The following is a 17,294-nucleotide window of genomic DNA, read 5'->3' as shown; positions in this document are numbered from 1 at the left end:
CATGCCGATGGCCGCCGATGACATCGCCGCGATGATCCGCACCGCCATTCCCGATGCCGAGGTCCAGATCACTGACCTTGCCGGAGACGGCGACCATTATGCCGCGCATGTCGTGGCCGCGAGCTTTGCGGGCATGAGCCGCGTCGCACGTACCCGCGCCGTCTATGCCGCGCTTGGCGGGCGCATGGGGGGTGAGCTCCACGCGCTGCAACTGACCACCGCGGTTCCGGCCGCCTGACCCGTTTCCTGAAGGACGAATGATATGACCGACGATACGAATGCGCGGATCGACGCGCTGGTGAAGGACAATGCGGTCCTGCTGTTCATGAAGGGCACGCCGCTCTTTCCGCAGTGCGGCTTTTCCAGCCGTGCGGTCGCGATCCTGAACCATCTGGACGTGCCGTTCGAGAGCGTCGACGTGCTCCAGGACCAGGGCATTCGCCAGGGTATCAAGGCCTATTCCGACTGGCCGACCATCCCGCAGCTCTACGTGAAGGGCGAATTCGTCGGGGGATCGGACATCATGATGGAGATGTACGAAAGCGGCGAACTGGCCGAACTGGTCCAGGATGTGAAGACCGCGTGACCGGTCCGCGATCGTAGGAATGTAAGGGGGGGGCCGGGTTTCGATCCGGCCCCCTTTTTTTGTGCCTCCCCTTGCGGGGGAGGAATGGTTCGGCCCTATTGACTACGCCTGTAATCACAATAGGATTACACATGTAGTCAATGAGAGGGCGAGTCGATGGCCGAGCGTATCAGCGATGCCGAACATGCGGTGATGGAGGTCCTGTGGGACGAAGCGCCGTTGACGGCGCAGGACGTCTCCGAACGGGTCGACCCGGAACGCGGCTGGAGCACCAACACCGTCAAGACGCTGCTTGGTCGGTTGCTGGCCAAGGAAGCCATTGCGCATGAAGAGCAGGGGCGGCGATATCTGTATCGCCCGCTGGTCGCGCGCGACGATTATGTCGTCGGCGAATCGCGCCGTCTGATCGACCGGCTGTTCGGTGGTCGCCTGACCCCGCTGGTCGCGCACCTTGCCGAACGCGACGAACTGACCGCGCAGGACATTTCCGAGATCGAGGCGCTGCTCAAGGAGCTGAAGGCGTGAGCGGCGCGCAACTCGGCTGGGCGGTGGAGGCGATGATCGCGTCCACCCTCCTGATGGTGCTGGTCCTGGTGGCCCGCCGCCATGTCCGCCAGGCCTTCGGGCCGCAGGTCGCCTATGCGCTCTGGGCATTGCCGCTGCTGCGCCTGATCCTCCCGCGCCTGCCGCAGGGGGTGTCCGAACAGGCGACGCCGCCGCTGTCGGCCGCCAGCGAGGGTTTCTCGACCTATGTCATGGCACCGGTCGCCCAGCAGTTGCCGGCCGCGCTTGCCGAGCCCAGCTTGTGGCCGATGATCGCACAGGGCGTCGCCTTGTTCTGGATCGTCGGGGCGGCGGGCTTCCTGGGATTTCAATTCTATCGCCACTGGCGGTTCCGCACCCGCCTGCTCGCCACCGCCGAGACGCTGGACGCGATCCAGGGGGTGCGGGTGGTCGCCAGTGACGGCGCGCCGGGGCCGCTCGCCTTTGGCATATGGCGGCGCTACGTCGCCTTTCCGCGCGATTTCGCCGAGCGCTACGATGCCGACGAGCGCGACCTTGCGCTGGCGCATGAGCTTGGCCACCACGCACGCGGCGACCTGATCGCCAACTGGATCGCGCTGGCCGTGCTGGCGCTCCACTGGTTCAATCCCGTCGCCTGGCGCGCTTTCCATGCTTTTCGCGCCGATCAGGAATTGGCGAATGACGCCCGCGTGCTGAAGGGGCGCAGTCGGGCCGACCGGCATGTCTATGCCTGCGCCATCGTCAAGGCCGCGCATGGCCGCGCGCTGTCGGGCGCCTGTCACCTGCACACCATCGATGATCTGAAAGGGAGGCTGAAGATGTTGACGACTTCTCCGAAATCGCGTCGCCAGTTGGCGATCGGCGGCGCCACCGTATCCCTGCTGGTGATGGGCGGCCTGATCGCGACCGCATCGGGCACCCCGGCGGCGGCGGCGCTGACCAGCAAGGTCGAGGATACGCTGGGCGTGGACCTGTCGAGCGAGGTCGTCACCGATCCGATCGCGGTTCCCGCCGTCCCCGAAACGCCCGAGCCGCCCGAGCCGCCCGCCGCCATCGATGCGCCCGCTGCTCCGATGGCTCCGGTCGTAGCCTCGTCGCCGCAAATACCGGCAACGCCCGCAACGCCCGCAACGCCTGCCACGCCCTCCACCCCGGCGCCCCCACGAACCGAGATCGTCACCATGCGCGATGGCCAGCGGGTGCGGATCGTGACCGCGAACGGCGCGTACAGCACGCCCGTTGCCGGGATCGCGCGAGTCGAATCGCGCAACTGCGGCACCGGCAGCAGTGATACGCGCACCAGCTTCACCACGGTGGACGGCCGGACGCAGCAGAATGTTACCGTGATCTGTACCGATCGCATCCGCGCCGACGCCGCCCGCTCCGCCGATCTCGTCAAACGGATGCAGCTATTGCCTCTCGTCCAGTCGCGCACCTGCGGCATTGACGGCGTCGACGGGCGGACCAGCTTTACGACGAAGGACAGCAAGACCGGCCAGTCGATCACGGTCATCTGCACCGATCGTATCCGCCGCGATGCCGAGGAAGCCGCCGCCGCATCGCGTGGTTCGGCGCGGCAGAGCATGGCGATCGCCTTGGCCAGTGTCGCCTCGGCCCGCGCCTCGCTCGCCAATGATCGCAACCTGTCGGGCCAGGCTCGTGACGAGGCATTGGCGGGCATGGACAAGGCGATGGCCGAGATGAAGGCCAATATCGCCAATGCCGATCGCAACTGATGCGCTGTCCCCGCCCGGCCATGTTCGGGCGGGGGCTTGCCTCGGGCGGTGCTTGAGGCCACATCATCGCCGATGGCTGAGCACCCGACCGGCATCCCGATCCTGCTCGAGCCGCTGGTCACCCGCGTGCTCGCTCCCAATCCGTCGCCCTTCACCTATACGGGGACGCAGACGCATATCGTCGGCGACCGCGACGTGGCGGTCATCGATCCGGGCCCCGACGACCCCGCGCATCTGGACGCGCTGATCCGCACGATCGCCGGGCGGCCCGTGGTTGCGATTGTCATCACCCATCACCACCGCGACCACAGCCCGGCCAGCCGCCCCTTGGCGAAAGCGACCGGCGCCCCGATCGTCGGTGCCGCCCCCTTCGCGGCGGATTATGCGGGCGGACGCGCCGATGCGGCATTCGACCGCGACTATGCTCCAGACCGGGTGCTGGCCGAGGGAGAGGGCGTCCGTGGCGACGGCTGGACGCTGACTTCGGTCGCCACGCCCGGCCATACCTCGAACCATCTGGCCTTCGCGCTGCCCGAAACCAGGGCGCTGTTCTCCGGCGATCATGTCATGGGCTGGTCGACCAGCATCGTGTCGCCCCCCGATGGCGACATGGCGGCCTATATGGCGAGCCTGGACAAGCTGATGATACGCGATGACCGCGTCTATTATCCCGGTCACGGCGACGCGGTCGACAATCCGCAGCGGCTGGTGCGCGGGATGCTCGGCCATCGCAAACAGCGCGAGGGGCAGATCGTGCGGCTGCTGGCCAAGGGCGCGCCGCTGACGCTTTCGGCCATGACCGCGCAGATGTATGTCGGACTGAACCCCAGGCTGATTCCGGCGGCGGAACGATCGGTGCTGGCGCATCTTTATGACCTGCAGACGCGCGGACTGGTTCGCGAGGAAGGAGCATCATGGACGAGCGCGGCGTGAACCCACCCCAATCTCCAACACGCCCGCGCGGCGGCGTCGGCCTGTTCCTGACCAAGGTCGCGGGCGTCATCGTCCTGCTGGTGCTGGCGGGATTGATCGTGGTGTGGGGCGTGCAGCGTTACGTCGCCGACCGGCTCACCCCGGATCCGACGACGATCGCCCGCGCCAGCCTGGACGGGCTTCGCGAGCAGAACCGGCTCTCCGCCTTTGCCGCGCGCTATGTCGCGGTCGTCACCTCACGCCAGTCGCAGCTGGGCTTTTCCACCGAGCGGACGCTGATCATGCCGGGCATGGTCCGTTATGAAGTCGATCTGGGCAAGCTGCGCCAGCAGGATGTCCGCTGGGACGCAGGCAGCCGGACCCTGTCGGTCACGCTGCCCTCGGTCGAGATCGATGGGCCGCAGGTCGATCTGGCGGCGATCCGAGAATATGGGTCGGGCGGGGTGCTGACGACCTTTACCGATGCCGAACAGCGCCTGGACGCGGCCAATCGCACCGCCGGGCAGGCCGAGCTGTTGCGACAGGCGCGGGCTCCGGCCCCGATGAAGCTGGCCCGCGATGCGACCCGGCGGGCGGTGGAGAGCAGCTTCGCCATGCCGCTGCGCGCGGCGGGGGTCGAGGCGAGCGTGAAGGTGCGCTTTGCCGACGAAGCGTCCAACAACGAACGCTGGGACACGACACGCACCGTCCAGGAGGTTCTGGGCAACGCGGGCTGATGTCCATGATTGTCGGCGCCAAACCTAGCGCCTAGGGGGAATGCCATGACCATCCAGACGAATCTGACGGGCCTCGACCTGCGCGCCGAGATCGACCGCCTCCGCAAGGAGCGCAATGCCGTCATCCTCGCCCATTATTACCAGAAGCCCGAGATTCAGGATCTGGCCGATTTCGTCGGCGACAGCCTGGACCTCAGCCGCAAGGCGCAGGCGACCGATGCAGACGTTATCGCGTTCTGCGGCGTGCGCTTCATGGCGGAGACGGCCAAGATCCTGTCGCCCGAAAAGATCGTCGTGCTGCCCGACATGGCCGCCGGGTGCAGCCTGGAGGACAGCTGTCCGCCCGACCAGTTCGCCGAGTTCCGCGCGCAGCATCCCGATCACATCGCGCTGACGTACATCAACTGCTCGACCGAGGTGAAGGCGCTGTCCGACATCATCGTGACGTCGTCGTCGGCGGAGCAGATCCTGGCGCAGATCGACCCCGCGCAGAAGATCATCTTCGGCCCCGACCGCAATCTGGGCGGCTATCTCGCGCGCAAGACCGGGCGCGACATGCTGCTGTGGCCGGGCGTCTGCATCGTGCACGAGGCGTTCAGCGAAACCGAGCTGCTCAAACTGCGCGCCCAGCATCCGGACGCGCCGATCGCCGCGCATCCCGAATGCCCCGCGGTCATCCTGGACCATGCCGACTATGTCGGTTCGACCCGCGGCATCCTTGAGTTCGCCCAGACCGTCACCGGCGACACATTGATCGTCGCGACCGAGCCGCACATCATCCACCAGATGCAAAAGGCGATGCCGGGCAAGACCTTCATCGGCGCACCCGGCGCGGACGGCAACTGCAACTGCAATATCTGCCCGTACATGGCGCTGAACACGATGGAGAAGCTGTACCTGGCGCTCCGCGACCTGACGCCGCGTGTCGAGATCGAGGAGGGCCTGCGGCTCCAGGCGAAGAAAAGCCTCGACGCGATGCTGACGCTGGCCAGCGGCACGGTCGGCAAGGGCGATCTGGGCCCGCGTTCGTGATTGAAGGCTTCGACCTCGACGCCTTCGTCACCGCGACGCTGGCGGAGGATCTGGGGCCGGGTGGCGACATCACGTCGGCCGCCGTGATCCCGGCCGAGGCGCGTTTTGTCGGCACCATGGCCAGCCGCGATGCGATCACCGTCGCGGGCCTGCCCATTGCCGAGGCGTTCTTCCGTCGCCTCGACGCCGATGTCCAGATCGAACGCCTGGTCGAGGATGGCGCCAGCGTTCCTGCGGGCACCGCGCTGTTGCGGCTGTCGGGCAAGGCGCGCGCGATGCTGACCGCCGAACGCTCGGCGCTCAATACCGTCCAGCATCTGTCGGGCATCGCGACGATGACGGCGGGCTATGTCGCGGCCATTGCGGGCACCGGCGCGACCCTGCTCGACACGCGCAAGACGATCCCAGGCCTTCGCCTGATCGAGAAATACGCCACCCGCATGGGCGGCGCGCAGAACCACCGCATGGGCCTGTGGGATGCGGCGATGATCAAGGACAATCATGTCGCAGTCGCCGGCGGCATCGGCCCGGCGGTTGCGGCGGCCAAGGCGGCGGGCATCGCGCGGATCATCGTCGAGGTCGACGAACTCGACCAGATCGAACCGGCACTGGCGGCGGGCGCGACTCATCTGCTGCTCGACAATATGGGGCCGCCCAAGCTGGCGCAGGGTGTCGCGCTGGTCGCGGGTCGCGTGCCGACCGAGGCGTCGGGCGGGGTGCGGCTCGACACCATCCGGGCGCTGGCCGAAACCGGCGTCACCTATGTCAGCGTCGGGCGCTTGACCCAGTCGGCCCCGGCGGCCGATATCGGACTGGATTTCGCCGCGGCCTGAGCCCGGCTTGGAAGGGGAAATGGTCGTGCGACCGAAGTCGGTAGTCCTGGGCGAGCGCCTGTCGTTCCTCGCCATCATCCTGCTGGTGGTTCTGGCCGCGCTGGGGTGGGGTGAGGCGGTGGCGCAATATGGCGCGGTCATCACCATCGTCGCCAATGTGATCCCGATCGCGCTGTTCCTGGCGGCGACGCTGATCACGACGCGCGGGGCGAGTTTCGGGGGGCTGATCTTCCTGATCGTCCTGACCGTCTTCAACCTGCTGGGGTTCCTCTATCAGGTATCGGTCGGTGCACTGGCGGAGGGCGTGTTCGGCATCTTGACGGCGGTCCAGGCGGCGGCGTCGCTTGTGGCGGTCGTCATGCTCTCGCGGCCCAATGCCCGGGCCTGGTATCGCACCATGTCGGAGGTAAGCGACGCATGAAGACCATCCTGATCGGCCTTGCCCTGCTGGCCGCGCCGCAACTGGCGTCGGCGCAGACGTTGCAGTGCTCCTCGCCTTCCAGCGTGCCGCGCATCCGCCCCGACCTGCCCAGCGCCAGCCAGCCGACCCGCGTGCTGCCGATCGGCGGCTATACGCTGGCGATCACCTGGAGCCCGCAATATTGCCGCGACCCGAAGGGCGACAGCCGCTTTCAGTGTGGCTCGGCCAATCGCTTCGGCTTCACCCTGCACGGCCTATGGCCCGATGGCGTGGACAAGGACTGGCCGCAGTATTGCCGCCCCACCGCGATCCTTCCCCAGGCGGTGGTCCGCCGCCATATCTGCGCCACACCCTCGGCGCAGCTGATGCAGCATGAATGGGCCAAGCACGGCACCTGCATGGCGGGCTATAGCCCCGCGCGCTATTTCCAGCAGTCCAACGCGCTTTACTACCGCCTGCGCTATCCCGACATGGCGGCGCTGTCGCGGCAGGGTGACCTGACCGCAGGCGATCTGGCGAAGGCGTTCGCCGCGGCCAACCGCGGCATGAGCGCCGACATGATGCGCGTCACCGCCACGCGCGAAGGCTGGCTGGACGAAATCTGGATCTGCCTCAACAAGGCATTCCGGCCCGGCCGCTGCCCGGCGCATCAGGGCGGCCTGTCACCGAACGCGCCGCTGAAAATCTGGCGCGGGGGCCGCTGACCGGGCCTACCCCTCCAGCACCACGCTGGAGGGGTGATGCTTGTCGAGATGCTTGCGGATGATCCGCAGGTTGCGCGTGTTCGACCGGAACAGCACATCGGCGGCGTCGCCGATCAACGGCACGAAGCCCAGCAGCGCGTCGAAGCCGACATTGCCCATCATGCGCGCCATCTGGAACTTCGACAGGCCCAGATTGCGCGCTTCCCAGATGATATAGCTGCCCAGCGCGGCGGCGGCGATGTCGCCGATGACGGGCACCAGCCCCAGCACGACGTCGAGTCCGATGGGTCGGTTGAGACCGGGCAGCACCACGACCCGTTCCAGCAGGCGCTCCATCGCCTCGATCCGCTGGCGGCTGGCCGCGATGCCCTTGTCGAGCGGAAGCGCGTCGAAGCTGGTCGGGTCGATACGGGATGCGTTGGCCATAACGATCAATTGGTGTCGGCACGCAACCGGTTCAATGGATGCCAGGCGCGAACATTCGGTTGATACTGCGGAAGCCGCCGCGTCACGAGCGACCAGCGCAGCGGCCGGGCCAGCGGGATGAACGGCGTGTCCTGGTTCATCGCAGCATCGGCGGCCGCGATCGCTGCGCTGCGCGTCGCGAGGGTCGGGGCCAGCCGGGCTTGCTCGATCGCGGCCTGTGCCTCCGGGCCGCAGGGCGCACAGGCGGTCGCCAGATACCAGCGCGCGCTGTCGAACGGAGCGACGGCGTCGATCAGCCGCAGGTCGGCGGGGGCGTCGTTGTCGACCCGCTCGGGCGTGATGCCGATCGCCAGCAGGGTCGCGCCGATCTGTCCGTAGAGCAGGTTCGCGCCCGGCCCGCGCGGCAGGGCGATCCGCAGCCGCACCGGCTGTCCCCAGGCGGCAACCCGTGCCCGTGCGCCCGCCCGCCGCTCGTCCAGGGTCAGGAGGGCCCAGCCGGGGATTTGGGGCGGGGCATCCGAATCGAGCGCGTCGGGCAACAGCCGGTCGGCGGCCTCCCAGTTGGGTGCAATGCTGCTCAGCATCGCCGTCCGGTCGAACGCCGCCGACAGGGCCTGGCGGTTGCCGGCATCGGCCAGGAAGCCGTCGCGAGTGGCGATGGCAAGTCCGAACAGCCCCGCGGCGGGGTCGACCCGGACCGCGGTCGAGGCGACCCCGCCTGCATCGATCAGCGGCCAGGTTTCGAACCGCCCGCCCAGCATCAGGTCCGACTTGCCGCGCGCAAAGCGCAGGACGGCGCGGGCCGGACTCTCGGTAACGAGCAGCACGTCATCCTCGGGCGCGGGTGTCTCGGTATCATCGGGCTCGGCGCGGCGGGGGTCGGGGATAGGGCGGAGCAGGGGCGGGGGACCCGATCGGATGATCCGGAACGGTCCGGTGCCATGACGGGCACGGTCGATGATCGCCATCTCTGGCTGTGCGAACAGCTTCAGCAGGTCGGGCCGGGGGCGTGACAACCGCACTTCGATCACTTGCGGCGTCATCACGACGATCTCGTCGATCGCGGTCAGGAAGGGGGCCAGCGGGTTGCCCGACTGCGCCGAGGTGAGACGGCGCAGGATTGGCACGACCTGGTCGGCGGTGACGGGCGTACCGTCGTTCCACTTCGCCTCGCGCAGCCGGAAGATATAGCTGCCGCCGTCATCGATCACGATCCAGCGCTCGGCCAGCCCCGGCTCGATCTGTCCATTGGCGTCGAAGCGCACCAGCCCCTGCGCCAGCGCATTGCGCAAGACCCGGTGCGGCATATCGCCTTCGCCGGAACGATCTCGGGACGCCGTGGGGGCGGTATCGGCGGAGGACACCGCGCTGACGACCACGGAGCCGGTATCGGCGTGGCGGTCGCATCCCGATGCGGTCAGCAGGACGGCGCCCAGCGCCATGGTGCGGACGGCGGGACTCGAACCCGCACTCCATAGGAAGCCGATTTTAAGTCGATGGGGGACATATCCCCAAGTATGCCTATTTCGACCTAATTTCATGCCTTTAGCCACGCTCCGTGCTTAGGGCTGATACCCAGAAATACCCCCTTTTACCCCCCTTTTCCGGCATTGATTACACCAGAATTACACGCGGTCTGACTTCGGAAAGAGGGAAGCGACAGGGGGGGGGCTATGACTTACCCAATACTACTCGAAACGATGACGCAGAAGTAGGCGTTATAAGTATGTCGATACGCCAAAGTCATAATATCAAGTGCCATAAAGTTAAAATAGACGCGTGATAGGCCCGGCAATATGAATCTACGTAGTTTTGGTTGATTTAGACAGGAAAGTAAGATACAGGGGGCGAACGTCGGGCCGTAGTGCGCGTAGATAAACGGAGCGACAAGCTAAAGTTGAAATAATGAATTTAAGAATAAATATAGATTTAATGTGTAAGCAGTGTAGTTTTGATTATCTAAGTCCTGGTACTGCATTGGAGCAGATCGCAGTTTGTTCTGTGCTGTCGTGTCCATTGCACCCTGTTCGCCCTCTTCCTCGTGGTTGCAGGAAGAATGGCGTTATCGATCCCGTAAAAATAGCACGGATTGATGAAAAGCTTCGCGACATGGATCGGGAGCGCGCAAAAAGCGGCCGATAGGTTCATTTTTTGCAGAAAAACCCTGCTATTTTTATACAGCGCTGGACGTTTAGATATCAGTACCCCACTCCGCATGCGCTGTTAAATTTTGCAGGGTTTTTGATACAAAACCGTAAATCGTAAAGAATGTCGCATGGCTTAATCAATAAGGCATGATTCTATATGTGCTCTAATTTATATCGTAGCACTAAGAATGTGATATAAATACAAAATAAATCTAGCATTTTGGAAGCAATGACGAATGTGAAGCCGTCATTGCTTCTAAAATGTTAATAGTATGTAGGGCTATTCTTTCCCCATTAGCGTTTGGGCTGCCTTCACTAGCAATTTGGCGCGATCTTCTACAAATGCATCAAAATCATCCAAAAATAAAGAGGGTGGTATTAAGTTAGTAGGTAGGAGAACATCAACATTGCTGGCAAGTTTTTCCCTGTAGGCAGACGGTGATTTTGATCCCACCTTCTTGTTATCAGACGCTGAAAGCATACAAAAGTTGGCAAGGCAATTTACTCTGCTTGGGTCTACACCATTTCTCTTTAAGTGAGCCTGAGGAAATAGATGATGGAACTCTGATTTGTTTCCTGCTGCAAGAACACGACCGATTTGTACGTCGCCGCCGTTCACGATAGATTTTGGGCTATATGAGGCAAGTAGCAAGATGAAGGCCTTTGTATCTACCGTTCCGGCAATAAAGCGTCGGTCCTTGAATAATCCAGAACCAAGTGACACTTCAAAATTACCAAGTGTGCTTACTTGACCAGCTCGCAAATGCTTCGCTTCGCGGATATCATTCTCTAAATTGCGTTTCGTGGCACTGCTATATCGGCGAGAAAACACAGATCGCCAAAACCAATGTTTTAAAGTCTTTATCTGCTGGTCTGTAAGCGCAAATTGTTCACCCTCGGGGCCTGCAAAGAACGCTGTTAAGGGTATGAGAATTGTGGGGTATGGAAGATTTGAAAATTTTTGGACGCGCATATTTCCTTTAAGAAAGTCAATTGATGCTTTTAATCCCTTCTTTATTTTGGGCAGTGCATCACGCACTTCCGTTCCCGAAACATTCAAGAGGCTTTCGGCGCTTTCTTTTCCGATTAAAACCGCGGCGGCACAACGAAGTAAAAGATCGGTATCCTCGCCAATGCCATCGAAGCCAAAAGGCTCCAGCTCCCCTGCTAGCTCCTCAAACTGCTGCTTGAGTTCAAAATCTTCACTCCAAGTCCATGCGGAGAGAAGTTGAAACGTATCAAGCGGAACGCCTTTTCTATTTATGCGCTCAAAAACTATAGCAATCTTGGGTTTTTCTTCCGTTTCAACCATAGAAAATGGTAGCTGGGCCTGTTGAAAACGCTTTTTTAAGTTATCGAGGCGTTCAGCTACAGATTCATCAAAGCCTCTTGTTGCTTTTCTGTAGGCTGTCGAGTCGAATATTATGTTTAGTGGGAAATGCTTGTCATCCTCCACCTCTGATTTATCAAGGGCTACAAACTGGCTGGACTGTGTATGGTCGTTACTCGATAGGTCAAAGTATATGTCACGCCACTCAACTGCGTCCGTCTTTGGTAAGTCAGTGGCGAAAACTCCAAGTATCGATGTAATTCTTTGTTGGCCATCTAAAACATAGTCAATGGGATAGTCCGCGGTTGGCTCTGGAATAACAAAAGGGCCAAGTGCACGTTCTTGAGCTAACATATTTTTTGTTCGCCAGAGCAAAACCCCGCCAAATGGATAGGATTTATAGATACTATCCATCAGGAATGCGACGTCGTCGGGTGACCATACGAAGCCCCGTTGGAACGCCGGAATCCGAAGTTCCCCACGCTTGAGCTTGGCGATTATTTCCTCAATGAACATAGCTGACACAAAACAATCCTCCCGAACTGAAAGCGTAAACCCGGCGGCGATTAATGCAACAGGCTTTGGATGCCATTGATGGTAAATCGTAGCTACATTCGCTTCACGCTTAGCGCTGGCTCCTTGGGTGGGGCGCTCAATCGGGGACCATAGCGCGCCTTGACTGCTGATTGGGTAGCTTGCGGTCCGTCAGCCTTTTTCCACTCCGTCCCGTTAAGGCAGTTAGAAAGAGGTCGTCTCGGCTTTTGTTTAGTCGATTACTATCGCTTTAAAGATTTCAATAGCTAATGCGAACGAAAGTGAGGCCGTTTGGGTATACCCGAACGAGACAGATAAATGAGACGCGGGGGTTGTCCCAATAGGGTTGACTCTCGTTAATTGAGACAGCAGGGTGGCTTGGTCTAGAGGCTATTGGGACATTCCATTATGTCGACCATCATCGGCTACGCCCGAGTTTCCACCGACGATCAGAACTGCGAAATCCAAGAGGCAACGTTGCGCGCTGCCGGTTGCACTATCGTCCGGTCGGAGCAGCGTTCAGGGACTACGGTTGAGGGCAGGGCGGAGTTGGATACCATTCTATCCTTCATCCGTTCTGGCGATACCCTCATGGTTACCCGGATTGACCGCCTTGCGCGGTCGGTTGCCGACCTAGAGAAGATTGTTGCCATGCTTAAAGAGCGAGGGGCTTTCTTGCGGGCGACAGAACAGCCGATTGATACCTCGACCCCCGCTGGCGTTGCCTTCCTTCAAATGCTCGGTGTTTTTGCCCAGTTTGAAACGGCAATCCGTAAGGAGCGCCAGATGGAGGGCATTGCGAAGGCTAAAGCCGCTGGCGTGTATAAGGGGCGCAAGCCTTCGGTTGATATCACCGCAATCAATGCTCTTCGTGCAGAAGGCATTGGCGCTACCGAGATTGCCAAGCGGTTGGGTATCGGCCGGGCCAGCGTTTATCGCGCCTTTGCAGATAACGCATACTGCCGGAGCGTGGCGGGTAGGACGCGCCTAAGGGGCCAATTGATGGATGCCCTAATAGCGGCAGATGACGAGTGACGTTGAGGGGTTGGGGGGGGGGGCAGCGTTGGCCCGCCCCCGTCTCGACTATTCGCTAGAGCCGCCCAAATGTGCCTGTGCAGCGGCCTTTGCATCCGAGATCGACTTACCCTTACGAGCGGGTTTTGCTTCCGGCTTTGCGGCTTGTGCCGCCTTCGGGCTTTGTCCCGGCTTGCGTCCTAGACCAATCTTTTTCGCCATGGCGCGGCGGCTTTCCGAATAGGTCTCGGATACCATTGGATAATCAACCCTAAGGCCATAACGATCGCGGTATTCTTCCGGGGTCAGGCCGTTGGTGGCGAGATGGCGGCGTAGCGTCTTGTAGGGCTTGCCGTCGATCATCGAAATAATGTGATCCTTGGACGCCAGCGACTTTCGAACTGATACAGCCGGGGTGTATTCGGTAGGAGCCTGTTGTTCGGTGGCTTGGGTGTCGCCGCCGCCGAGCAATGCTGAAACCGTTTCGTGCATCTTGCCCAAGAAGGCGGGAACCTCATCGGCGGGAGTACGGGTGTTCGGGTTGCCCAACCAAGCTATAGTCAGGTCCGTTGCCAGCTCTACGGCATTCACGTTTACGGCTTCGTCCGCCATGGTCGCTCCTTTGCTATGACCCTGTAATCATATTGGTAGCGGAAGGTTGCGGTCACGTTGATTTCGGACGTTCCACCCATCGGCAGGCTGACGGTCGACACCGCTAACCCATTGCCAAGCGTTCACTCTTTGTTCTACCTTGGATGGAGCAATGGAGCATAGGCCATGAACCACGATACGCAGCTACGGCCAGCGGCAGAGGCGATTTACAATGAAGTCTACCCTTCGGACGAGTGGAGCCCGTTGCCGTTCGAGGATGCCGAGCGGTTCGGCACGATACACTATCGACAGGCGGTAGGGGCAGCACAGCGGGCAAGGGCCGTATTGTCCGGTGCCGGGGTGCAGTTGCAGCTAACCGCCGTCCTGTAAGCCAGTGTGCTGAACGATGATGAATACGACCATCTAAACCGGAAGCTGCGGAACCTAGAGCATTGCGCCCTTCATCGGCGAACAATCGAGTTTGCCTGTTTGCAGGGCAACAGGATTATTTTGGAACAGCCCTAGGGGCATCGTCAGCAGTCAACCAGTCGCCCTCGTCGCGAGATCGATTTTCAATGAAGGGTCGGTCTCGTATTCGTCAATGATGGCATTGTATTTGTCAACGATGTCGCTAATGGCCGTAATGCGCTTCGCCGCCTCAAATACTCCGATCTCATAGATGTTGGTCGCTAAAAACTGCTCCACCTCGATGGTGTCGACACGGTCAGCGATACCGAGATTGCGCGCTAGGCCTTCCGCGACTGCCAACCCTTCGCGCGTAGTAACAATGACCGGTCGACGCCCCTGGCCAAGGTTATCCCTGCACTTCAGCAAGAGAGCCTCTCCGGGCGATACCGACACATGGATAGACGTATCCCCCAGATCGAAGTCCCCGCCCCGCGACTTCACGTCATTGACGTTCGCGCCGTGGTGCTCGACGTCTGCCCGGCCTTCCAGAGCGACCTGTAGCTTAGCTCCCACCAAGTGCTGGAGCACCGTGCCAACGATCATGGTCCCGCCCGCCTCACGCTGACGTTCCTCAGCCTGCGCGACAAGGCTACGGACTGTCGAACGCAAGCCATGGCTTGGGTCTACCCGAAGCGTGAACGGCTTCGCAGCGAAGAACTCTCGGACCTTCTGGACCCAGAACCCCTCGATAGTATCAAGATCGAGCGGACCTAGTTCATGGGCGTCGTTCAGGAAGGCCACGTAGGCCTTCATGTTATCGATGCTGCCACGGCTCGTGCGTCCACCTTCCTTGGCCAGCACCCGGTCAATGCCATGCCGGGCAAGAATGGCCTGCACCTTAGCGGCTCCCGCGCCCAGCACCTGCCCACCTCGTTCGACCACGAGATTAGCAGCCTTAAGAGGCAGCCCCATGGTCCGAGCGTGATCGGTGACCACGAGCATGATTGATAACGCGCCCTTGTTCTTGATCTTGGACTTGGTGACGAACTCTTCCAGCAACTGAATCATGCGGCGGCAATCGCAAGACGGGTAGAATTTTCCGCCAAGATTGGCTCCAAGATGAAGGCAGCGAGATGCCGAACTACGGGCACAGCAACGCCATCGCCTGCCACATGGTAGGCGTCGTTATAGCCCTTGGGCAAGACATAGCTGTCCGGCAGCCCCATGAGACGCGCGGCCTCTCGGGAGGAGATCAGACGAGAACGTATCTCGCGCCCCTCAACCACGAGGACGAGCTGCCGTGACGAACCCCCGGCGGGTGTCCGTAGACAGCCCGCGATACCGTCGCAACGAAGCTCGGCCCGCTGCACCCCATCCCGCGTCCGCTTGTACACTGTACCAACCCTACGCCGTCCGCTGTCCATCATGCTCTGGACTTTGAGGTAGTTGCGCTCCGTCATCATTGAGACCAACCGCTTCGTCTCAGACGCCGAATGCCACCTAACGTCCTGCGGGTCGTCCTCTATCAGGGCCTCCAACGGCAGTGGAGGATACGTCGGGTCGGGTACACGCCACCACGTCCAAGCCTCCCGCGCCGCCATGTCCATCTGCTCGAAAGCCTTGATCAATTGTGGCGGGTGCCAGCCCGGCTGCGGTCCCTCCGCAGTGATGTCGTACGGGATTGAGACGTCATTCCGCACGGCAACGATGAACACGCGAGGCCGAGACTGCGGCAGGAAGCGCGCGGCATCCATCAGGACCGCACCAAAGCGATACCCAGCCGATGCGAGGCAAGCCCCCACGGCGGCAAAATCCCTGCCTCCGCCAGAGGTGAGAATGCCGTAGACGTTCTCAAGGACGATCAACCGAGGGGCGCGACCGCGCCGCTTCAGATCAAGCATCAGCTTCCAGAATGACCAGAACGTCCCTGACCGGGTACGCTCATTGTCATGCTCCCTGCCGATGCCCGCATAGTTGCCCGCGAGCGAGAGATCTTGGCAAGGGAACGAAGCCCAGGCGAGGTCAGCCTTACCGGGCAGGTCACCGACTTGCAGAAGTCCCACATCGCCGACAATCAGGTCTGAGTCGCCCCAGTTCAACCGATAGACATGTGCCTTCATGGCTGAAAAGTCGTTAGCGAGCAGGCAGTTCCAGCGCTTGCCGAGACCCGCTCGCGCCATCCCGCCGCCAGCGAAGAACTCGTAAAAATCCAGCACTTCCGAACCCTTCTGCGTTCCTCGCATGTTCCTGCCTACCGCGATTCCCGTTGTCAACGACGGGAGGAACAAAGTCGTGGATATCCGTCTCATTTAATGATGGGAGCATAGCTGTCACCTAGACACCGGCCCGCAGGCAGCATATCAAACCACCATCGTTCCGATCTTAGCCGTGAGGGACGATCCGCATCCGTGCGGCGAACGTAGGCACTCGACCAGACAGGTCGGGCGGCCTGCAGAATAAAACACCTTCGGGGAATACGCAGGGCGCGTGTTCCTACGTTCGCGCGCGGCTAACCGTCCCGACTGTCGGGGCGGAGCGGTAGAACGTGGGGCAACATTTCATGAAGCCTAAGGCTCTCTATGCGCTCGCCATTGTAGCAGCGCTTTTCCCGACGGCGTCGCTGTCTCAACGCCGTGCAAACAAGCCATCGGCAATAAGGGCAGAGGCGGCGGTTAAGGCGGAACCTGCCATCTGTGCCAAGCTCATGGCTGATTATGAGGGCGCTAGTAAGAAGTTGGCCTACAGTCAGTCGGAAGACGCGATTGATGACAGCGCACCTCGAACGACGATGCGTGAAATGCAGAATTCCAACGTCATGAACCAAGCGCAGATGACGATGGATTTGATGAAGAGCGCGGGTTGCACGATGCCAACCTTCGTTCCTTCTGCGTCCCGATATGGTTTGGCATCGTTGCGGTGTGCGACCGCATTGCAGGGTATCAAGACTAAGCACGCCGTAGATCGTGTTGAAGGCAAATATGTCAGCTACCCCGAGCCTGTTGAGTGCGACACCGCCACGTGGAAGCCTGACACTCGCTGATGTGGCTGCCCTTGGTTGTCGACACCAAAAGCATCAGTGTAATAAAATTTGCAAAGGTGGGGAGCATTACCCAATGCTTAGAAATCGTTGCCGCTCTATTTTCAGGGCCGGATTGATGGTCGCTGCAATATCTGTAATCGCCTTCAATTCAGCAGCGTATGCGAAAGCACATATAGTAAATCGCTATCATGCGTCGGTGAACGGTAGGTGACCTGCTCCCCGGAAATCATGCCATTGGTAAGTTAGCTCGTCAGATGGAGACGAGCGATGCGGCGAGGCCGTTTTACCGAGGATCAGATCATAGGCGTGCTGCGTGAG

At 61.2% G+C, this 17,294-nt stretch carries 19 protein-coding genes; 13 read left to right on the top strand and 6 right to left on the bottom strand.

The window, feature by feature from the left end; all coding sequences use genetic code 11:
- Window position 1 precedes the first annotated feature (1 nt).
- From U1703_RS16610 to U1703_RS16565, 10 genes are all read left to right on the top strand, one after another.
- On the top strand, window positions 2-238 hold the full coding sequence (locus U1703_RS16610; protein WP_058717554.1) for a BolA/IbaG family iron-sulfur metabolism protein: 237 nt from the start codon (window positions 2-4) through the stop codon (window positions 236-238).
- A gap of 24 nt (window positions 239-262) precedes the next feature.
- Window positions 263-586 carry a Grx4 family monothiol glutaredoxin gene (grxD, locus tag U1703_RS16605; protein ID WP_056439494.1) on the top strand — a complete coding sequence of 108 codons (324 nt, stop codon included), beginning with the start codon at window positions 263-265 and terminating at the stop codon, window positions 584-586.
- A 156-nt stretch (window positions 587-742) separates the two neighbouring features.
- Window positions 743-1,111: a BlaI/MecI/CopY family transcriptional regulator gene (locus U1703_RS16600; RefSeq protein WP_320453917.1), complete on the top strand. Its 369-nt coding sequence runs from the start codon at window positions 743-745 to the stop codon at window positions 1,109-1,111.
- Window positions 1,108-2,847 (top strand): M56 family metallopeptidase, encoded by a 1,740-nt coding sequence (locus U1703_RS16595; RefSeq protein ID WP_332786587.1) that lies wholly within the window; start codon window positions 1,108-1,110, stop codon window positions 2,845-2,847. The genes U1703_RS16600 and U1703_RS16595 overlap by 4 nt, the downstream gene beginning before the upstream one ends.
- 72 nt (window positions 2,848-2,919) lie before the next feature.
- On the top strand, window positions 2,920-3,780 hold the full coding sequence (locus U1703_RS16590; protein WP_332786586.1) for an MBL fold metallo-hydrolase: 861 nt from the start codon (window positions 2,920-2,922) through the stop codon (window positions 3,778-3,780).
- Window positions 3,762-4,496: a DUF4230 domain-containing protein gene (locus U1703_RS16585; protein ID WP_332786585.1), complete on the top strand. Its 735-nt coding sequence runs from the start codon at window positions 3,762-3,764 to the stop codon at window positions 4,494-4,496. Before U1703_RS16590 ends, U1703_RS16585 begins: the two co-directional genes overlap by 19 nt.
- A gap of 45 nt (window positions 4,497-4,541) precedes the next feature.
- Window positions 4,542-5,528 (top strand): quinolinate synthase NadA, encoded by a 987-nt coding sequence (gene nadA / locus U1703_RS16580; protein ID WP_332786584.1) that lies wholly within the window; start codon window positions 4,542-4,544, stop codon window positions 5,526-5,528.
- Window positions 5,525-6,361, top strand: a complete 837-nt coding sequence (gene nadC / locus U1703_RS16575) for a carboxylating nicotinate-nucleotide diphosphorylase (RefSeq protein ID WP_332786583.1) — start codon at window positions 5,525-5,527, stop codon at window positions 6,359-6,361. Before nadA ends, nadC begins: the two co-directional genes overlap by 4 nt.
- 19 nt (window positions 6,362-6,380) lie before the next feature.
- On the top strand, window positions 6,381-6,782 hold the full coding sequence (locus U1703_RS16570) for a hypothetical protein (RefSeq protein ID WP_332786582.1): 402 nt from the start codon (window positions 6,381-6,383) through the stop codon (window positions 6,780-6,782).
- Window positions 6,779-7,486, top strand: a complete 708-nt coding sequence (locus U1703_RS16565) for a ribonuclease T2 family protein (RefSeq protein WP_332786581.1) — start codon at window positions 6,779-6,781, stop codon at window positions 7,484-7,486. The genes U1703_RS16570 and U1703_RS16565 overlap by 4 nt, the downstream gene beginning before the upstream one ends.
- A gap of 6 nt (window positions 7,487-7,492) precedes the next feature.
- Here the strand turns inward: U1703_RS16565 and U1703_RS16560 are convergent, their stop codons facing one another.
- The 3 genes from U1703_RS16560 to U1703_RS16550 all read right to left on the bottom strand — a co-directional run bounded on the left by U1703_RS16560 (window position 7,493) and on the right by U1703_RS16550 (window position 11,905).
- A complete protein-coding gene (locus U1703_RS16560) occupies window positions 7,493-7,912 on the bottom strand; it encodes a DUF4112 domain-containing protein (RefSeq protein ID WP_332786580.1) in 420 nt (139 codons plus the stop codon).
- 5 nt (window positions 7,913-7,917) lie between these two features.
- Window positions 7,918-9,354, bottom strand: a complete 1,437-nt coding sequence (locus tag U1703_RS16555; protein ID WP_332786579.1) for an ABC transporter substrate-binding protein — start codon at window positions 9,352-9,354, stop codon at window positions 7,918-7,920.
- Window positions 9,355-10,339: 985 nt separating this feature from the next.
- Complete coding sequence (locus U1703_RS16550) at window positions 10,340-11,905, bottom strand: GmrSD restriction endonuclease domain-containing protein (protein WP_332786618.1); 1,566 nt, start codon at window positions 11,903-11,905, stop codon at window positions 10,340-10,342.
- Between the two features lie 426 nt (window positions 11,906-12,331).
- Here U1703_RS16550 and U1703_RS16545 point away from each other — a divergent pair, with 426 nt between their 5' ends.
- Window positions 12,332-12,958 (top strand): recombinase family protein, encoded by a 627-nt coding sequence (locus U1703_RS16545; RefSeq protein WP_332786578.1) that lies wholly within the window; start codon window positions 12,332-12,334, stop codon window positions 12,956-12,958.
- Window positions 12,959-13,006: 48 nt separating this feature from the next.
- Here the strand turns inward: U1703_RS16545 and U1703_RS16540 are convergent, their stop codons facing one another.
- On the bottom strand, window positions 13,007-13,549 hold the full coding sequence (locus U1703_RS16540; RefSeq protein ID WP_332786577.1) for a Ros/MucR family transcriptional regulator: 543 nt from the start codon (window positions 13,547-13,549) through the stop codon (window positions 13,007-13,009).
- Between the two features lie 165 nt (window positions 13,550-13,714).
- Between U1703_RS16540 and U1703_RS16535 the strand changes: the two genes are divergently transcribed.
- A complete protein-coding gene (locus tag U1703_RS16535) occupies window positions 13,715-13,918 on the top strand; it encodes a hypothetical protein (protein ID WP_332786576.1) in 204 nt (67 codons plus the stop codon).
- Window positions 13,919-14,068: 150 nt separating this feature from the next.
- Here the strand turns inward: U1703_RS16535 and U1703_RS16530 are convergent, their stop codons facing one another.
- Both U1703_RS16530 and U1703_RS16525 read right to left on the bottom strand, forming a co-directional pair.
- Window positions 14,069-15,004, bottom strand: coding sequence for a DUF4928 family protein (locus tag U1703_RS16530; RefSeq protein ID WP_332786575.1), 936 nt, complete (start codon window positions 15,002-15,004; stop codon window positions 14,069-14,071).
- Window positions 15,001-16,152 carry a DNA cytosine methyltransferase gene (locus tag U1703_RS16525; RefSeq protein ID WP_332786574.1) on the bottom strand — a complete coding sequence of 384 codons (1,152 nt, stop codon included), beginning with the start codon at window positions 16,150-16,152 and terminating at the stop codon, window positions 15,001-15,003. Before U1703_RS16525 ends, U1703_RS16530 begins: the two co-directional genes overlap by 4 nt.
- Before the next feature lie 344 nt (window positions 16,153-16,496).
- On the opposite strand from U1703_RS16525, the gene U1703_RS16520 reads away from it, so the two are divergent.
- Window positions 16,497-16,976: a hypothetical protein gene (locus U1703_RS16520; protein ID WP_332786573.1), complete on the top strand. Its 480-nt coding sequence runs from the start codon at window positions 16,497-16,499 to the stop codon at window positions 16,974-16,976.
- Window positions 16,977-17,294 lie beyond the last annotated feature (318 nt).

This window comes from Sphingomonas flavida (assembly GCF_036663655.1).
GTDB lineage: Bacteria > Pseudomonadota > Alphaproteobacteria > Sphingomonadales > Sphingomonadaceae > Sphingomonas.
Note: the sequence above shows the minus strand (reverse complement) of the source record. Positions and strands in the feature narration are given on the sequence as shown.

Coding starts and splice junctions, on each gene's coding strand:
- U1703_RS16550 (WP_332786618.1), bottom strand. CDS start 11,905: ATGTTCATTGAGGAAATAATCGCCAAGCTCAAGCGTGGGGAACTTCGG.
- U1703_RS16600 (WP_320453917.1), top strand. CDS start 743: ATGGCCGAGCGTATCAGCGATGCCGAACATGCGGTGATGGAGGTCCTG.
- U1703_RS16560 (WP_332786580.1), bottom strand. CDS start 7,912: ATGGCCAACGCATCCCGTATCGACCCGACCAGCTTCGACGCGCTTCCG.
- grxD (WP_056439494.1), top strand. CDS start 263: ATGACCGACGATACGAATGCGCGGATCGACGCGCTGGTGAAGGACAAT.
- U1703_RS16565 (WP_332786581.1), top strand. CDS start 6,779: ATGAAGACCATCCTGATCGGCCTTGCCCTGCTGGCCGCGCCGCAACTG.
- U1703_RS16545 (WP_332786578.1), top strand. CDS start 12,332: ATGTCGACCATCATCGGCTACGCCCGAGTTTCCACCGACGATCAGAAC.
- U1703_RS16540 (WP_332786577.1), bottom strand. CDS start 13,549: ATGGCGGACGAAGCCGTAAACGTGAATGCCGTAGAGCTGGCAACGGAC.
- U1703_RS16555 (WP_332786579.1), bottom strand. CDS start 9,354: ATGGCGCTGGGCGCCGTCCTGCTGACCGCATCGGGATGCGACCGCCAC.
- nadA (WP_332786584.1), top strand. CDS start 4,542: ATGACCATCCAGACGAATCTGACGGGCCTCGACCTGCGCGCCGAGATC.
- U1703_RS16590 (WP_332786586.1), top strand. CDS start 2,920: ATGGCTGAGCACCCGACCGGCATCCCGATCCTGCTCGAGCCGCTGGTC.
- U1703_RS16535 (WP_332786576.1), top strand. CDS start 13,715: ATGAACCACGATACGCAGCTACGGCCAGCGGCAGAGGCGATTTACAAT.
- U1703_RS16585 (WP_332786585.1), top strand. CDS start 3,762: ATGGACGAGCGCGGCGTGAACCCACCCCAATCTCCAACACGCCCGCGC.
- U1703_RS16610 (WP_058717554.1), top strand. CDS start 2: ATGCCGATGGCCGCCGATGACATCGCCGCGATGATCCGCACCGCCATT.
- U1703_RS16570 (WP_332786582.1), top strand. CDS start 6,381: ATGGTCGTGCGACCGAAGTCGGTAGTCCTGGGCGAGCGCCTGTCGTTC.
- U1703_RS16520 (WP_332786573.1), top strand. CDS start 16,497: ATGAAGCCTAAGGCTCTCTATGCGCTCGCCATTGTAGCAGCGCTTTTC.
- U1703_RS16530 (WP_332786575.1), bottom strand. CDS start 15,004: ATGATTCAGTTGCTGGAAGAGTTCGTCACCAAGTCCAAGATCAAGAAC.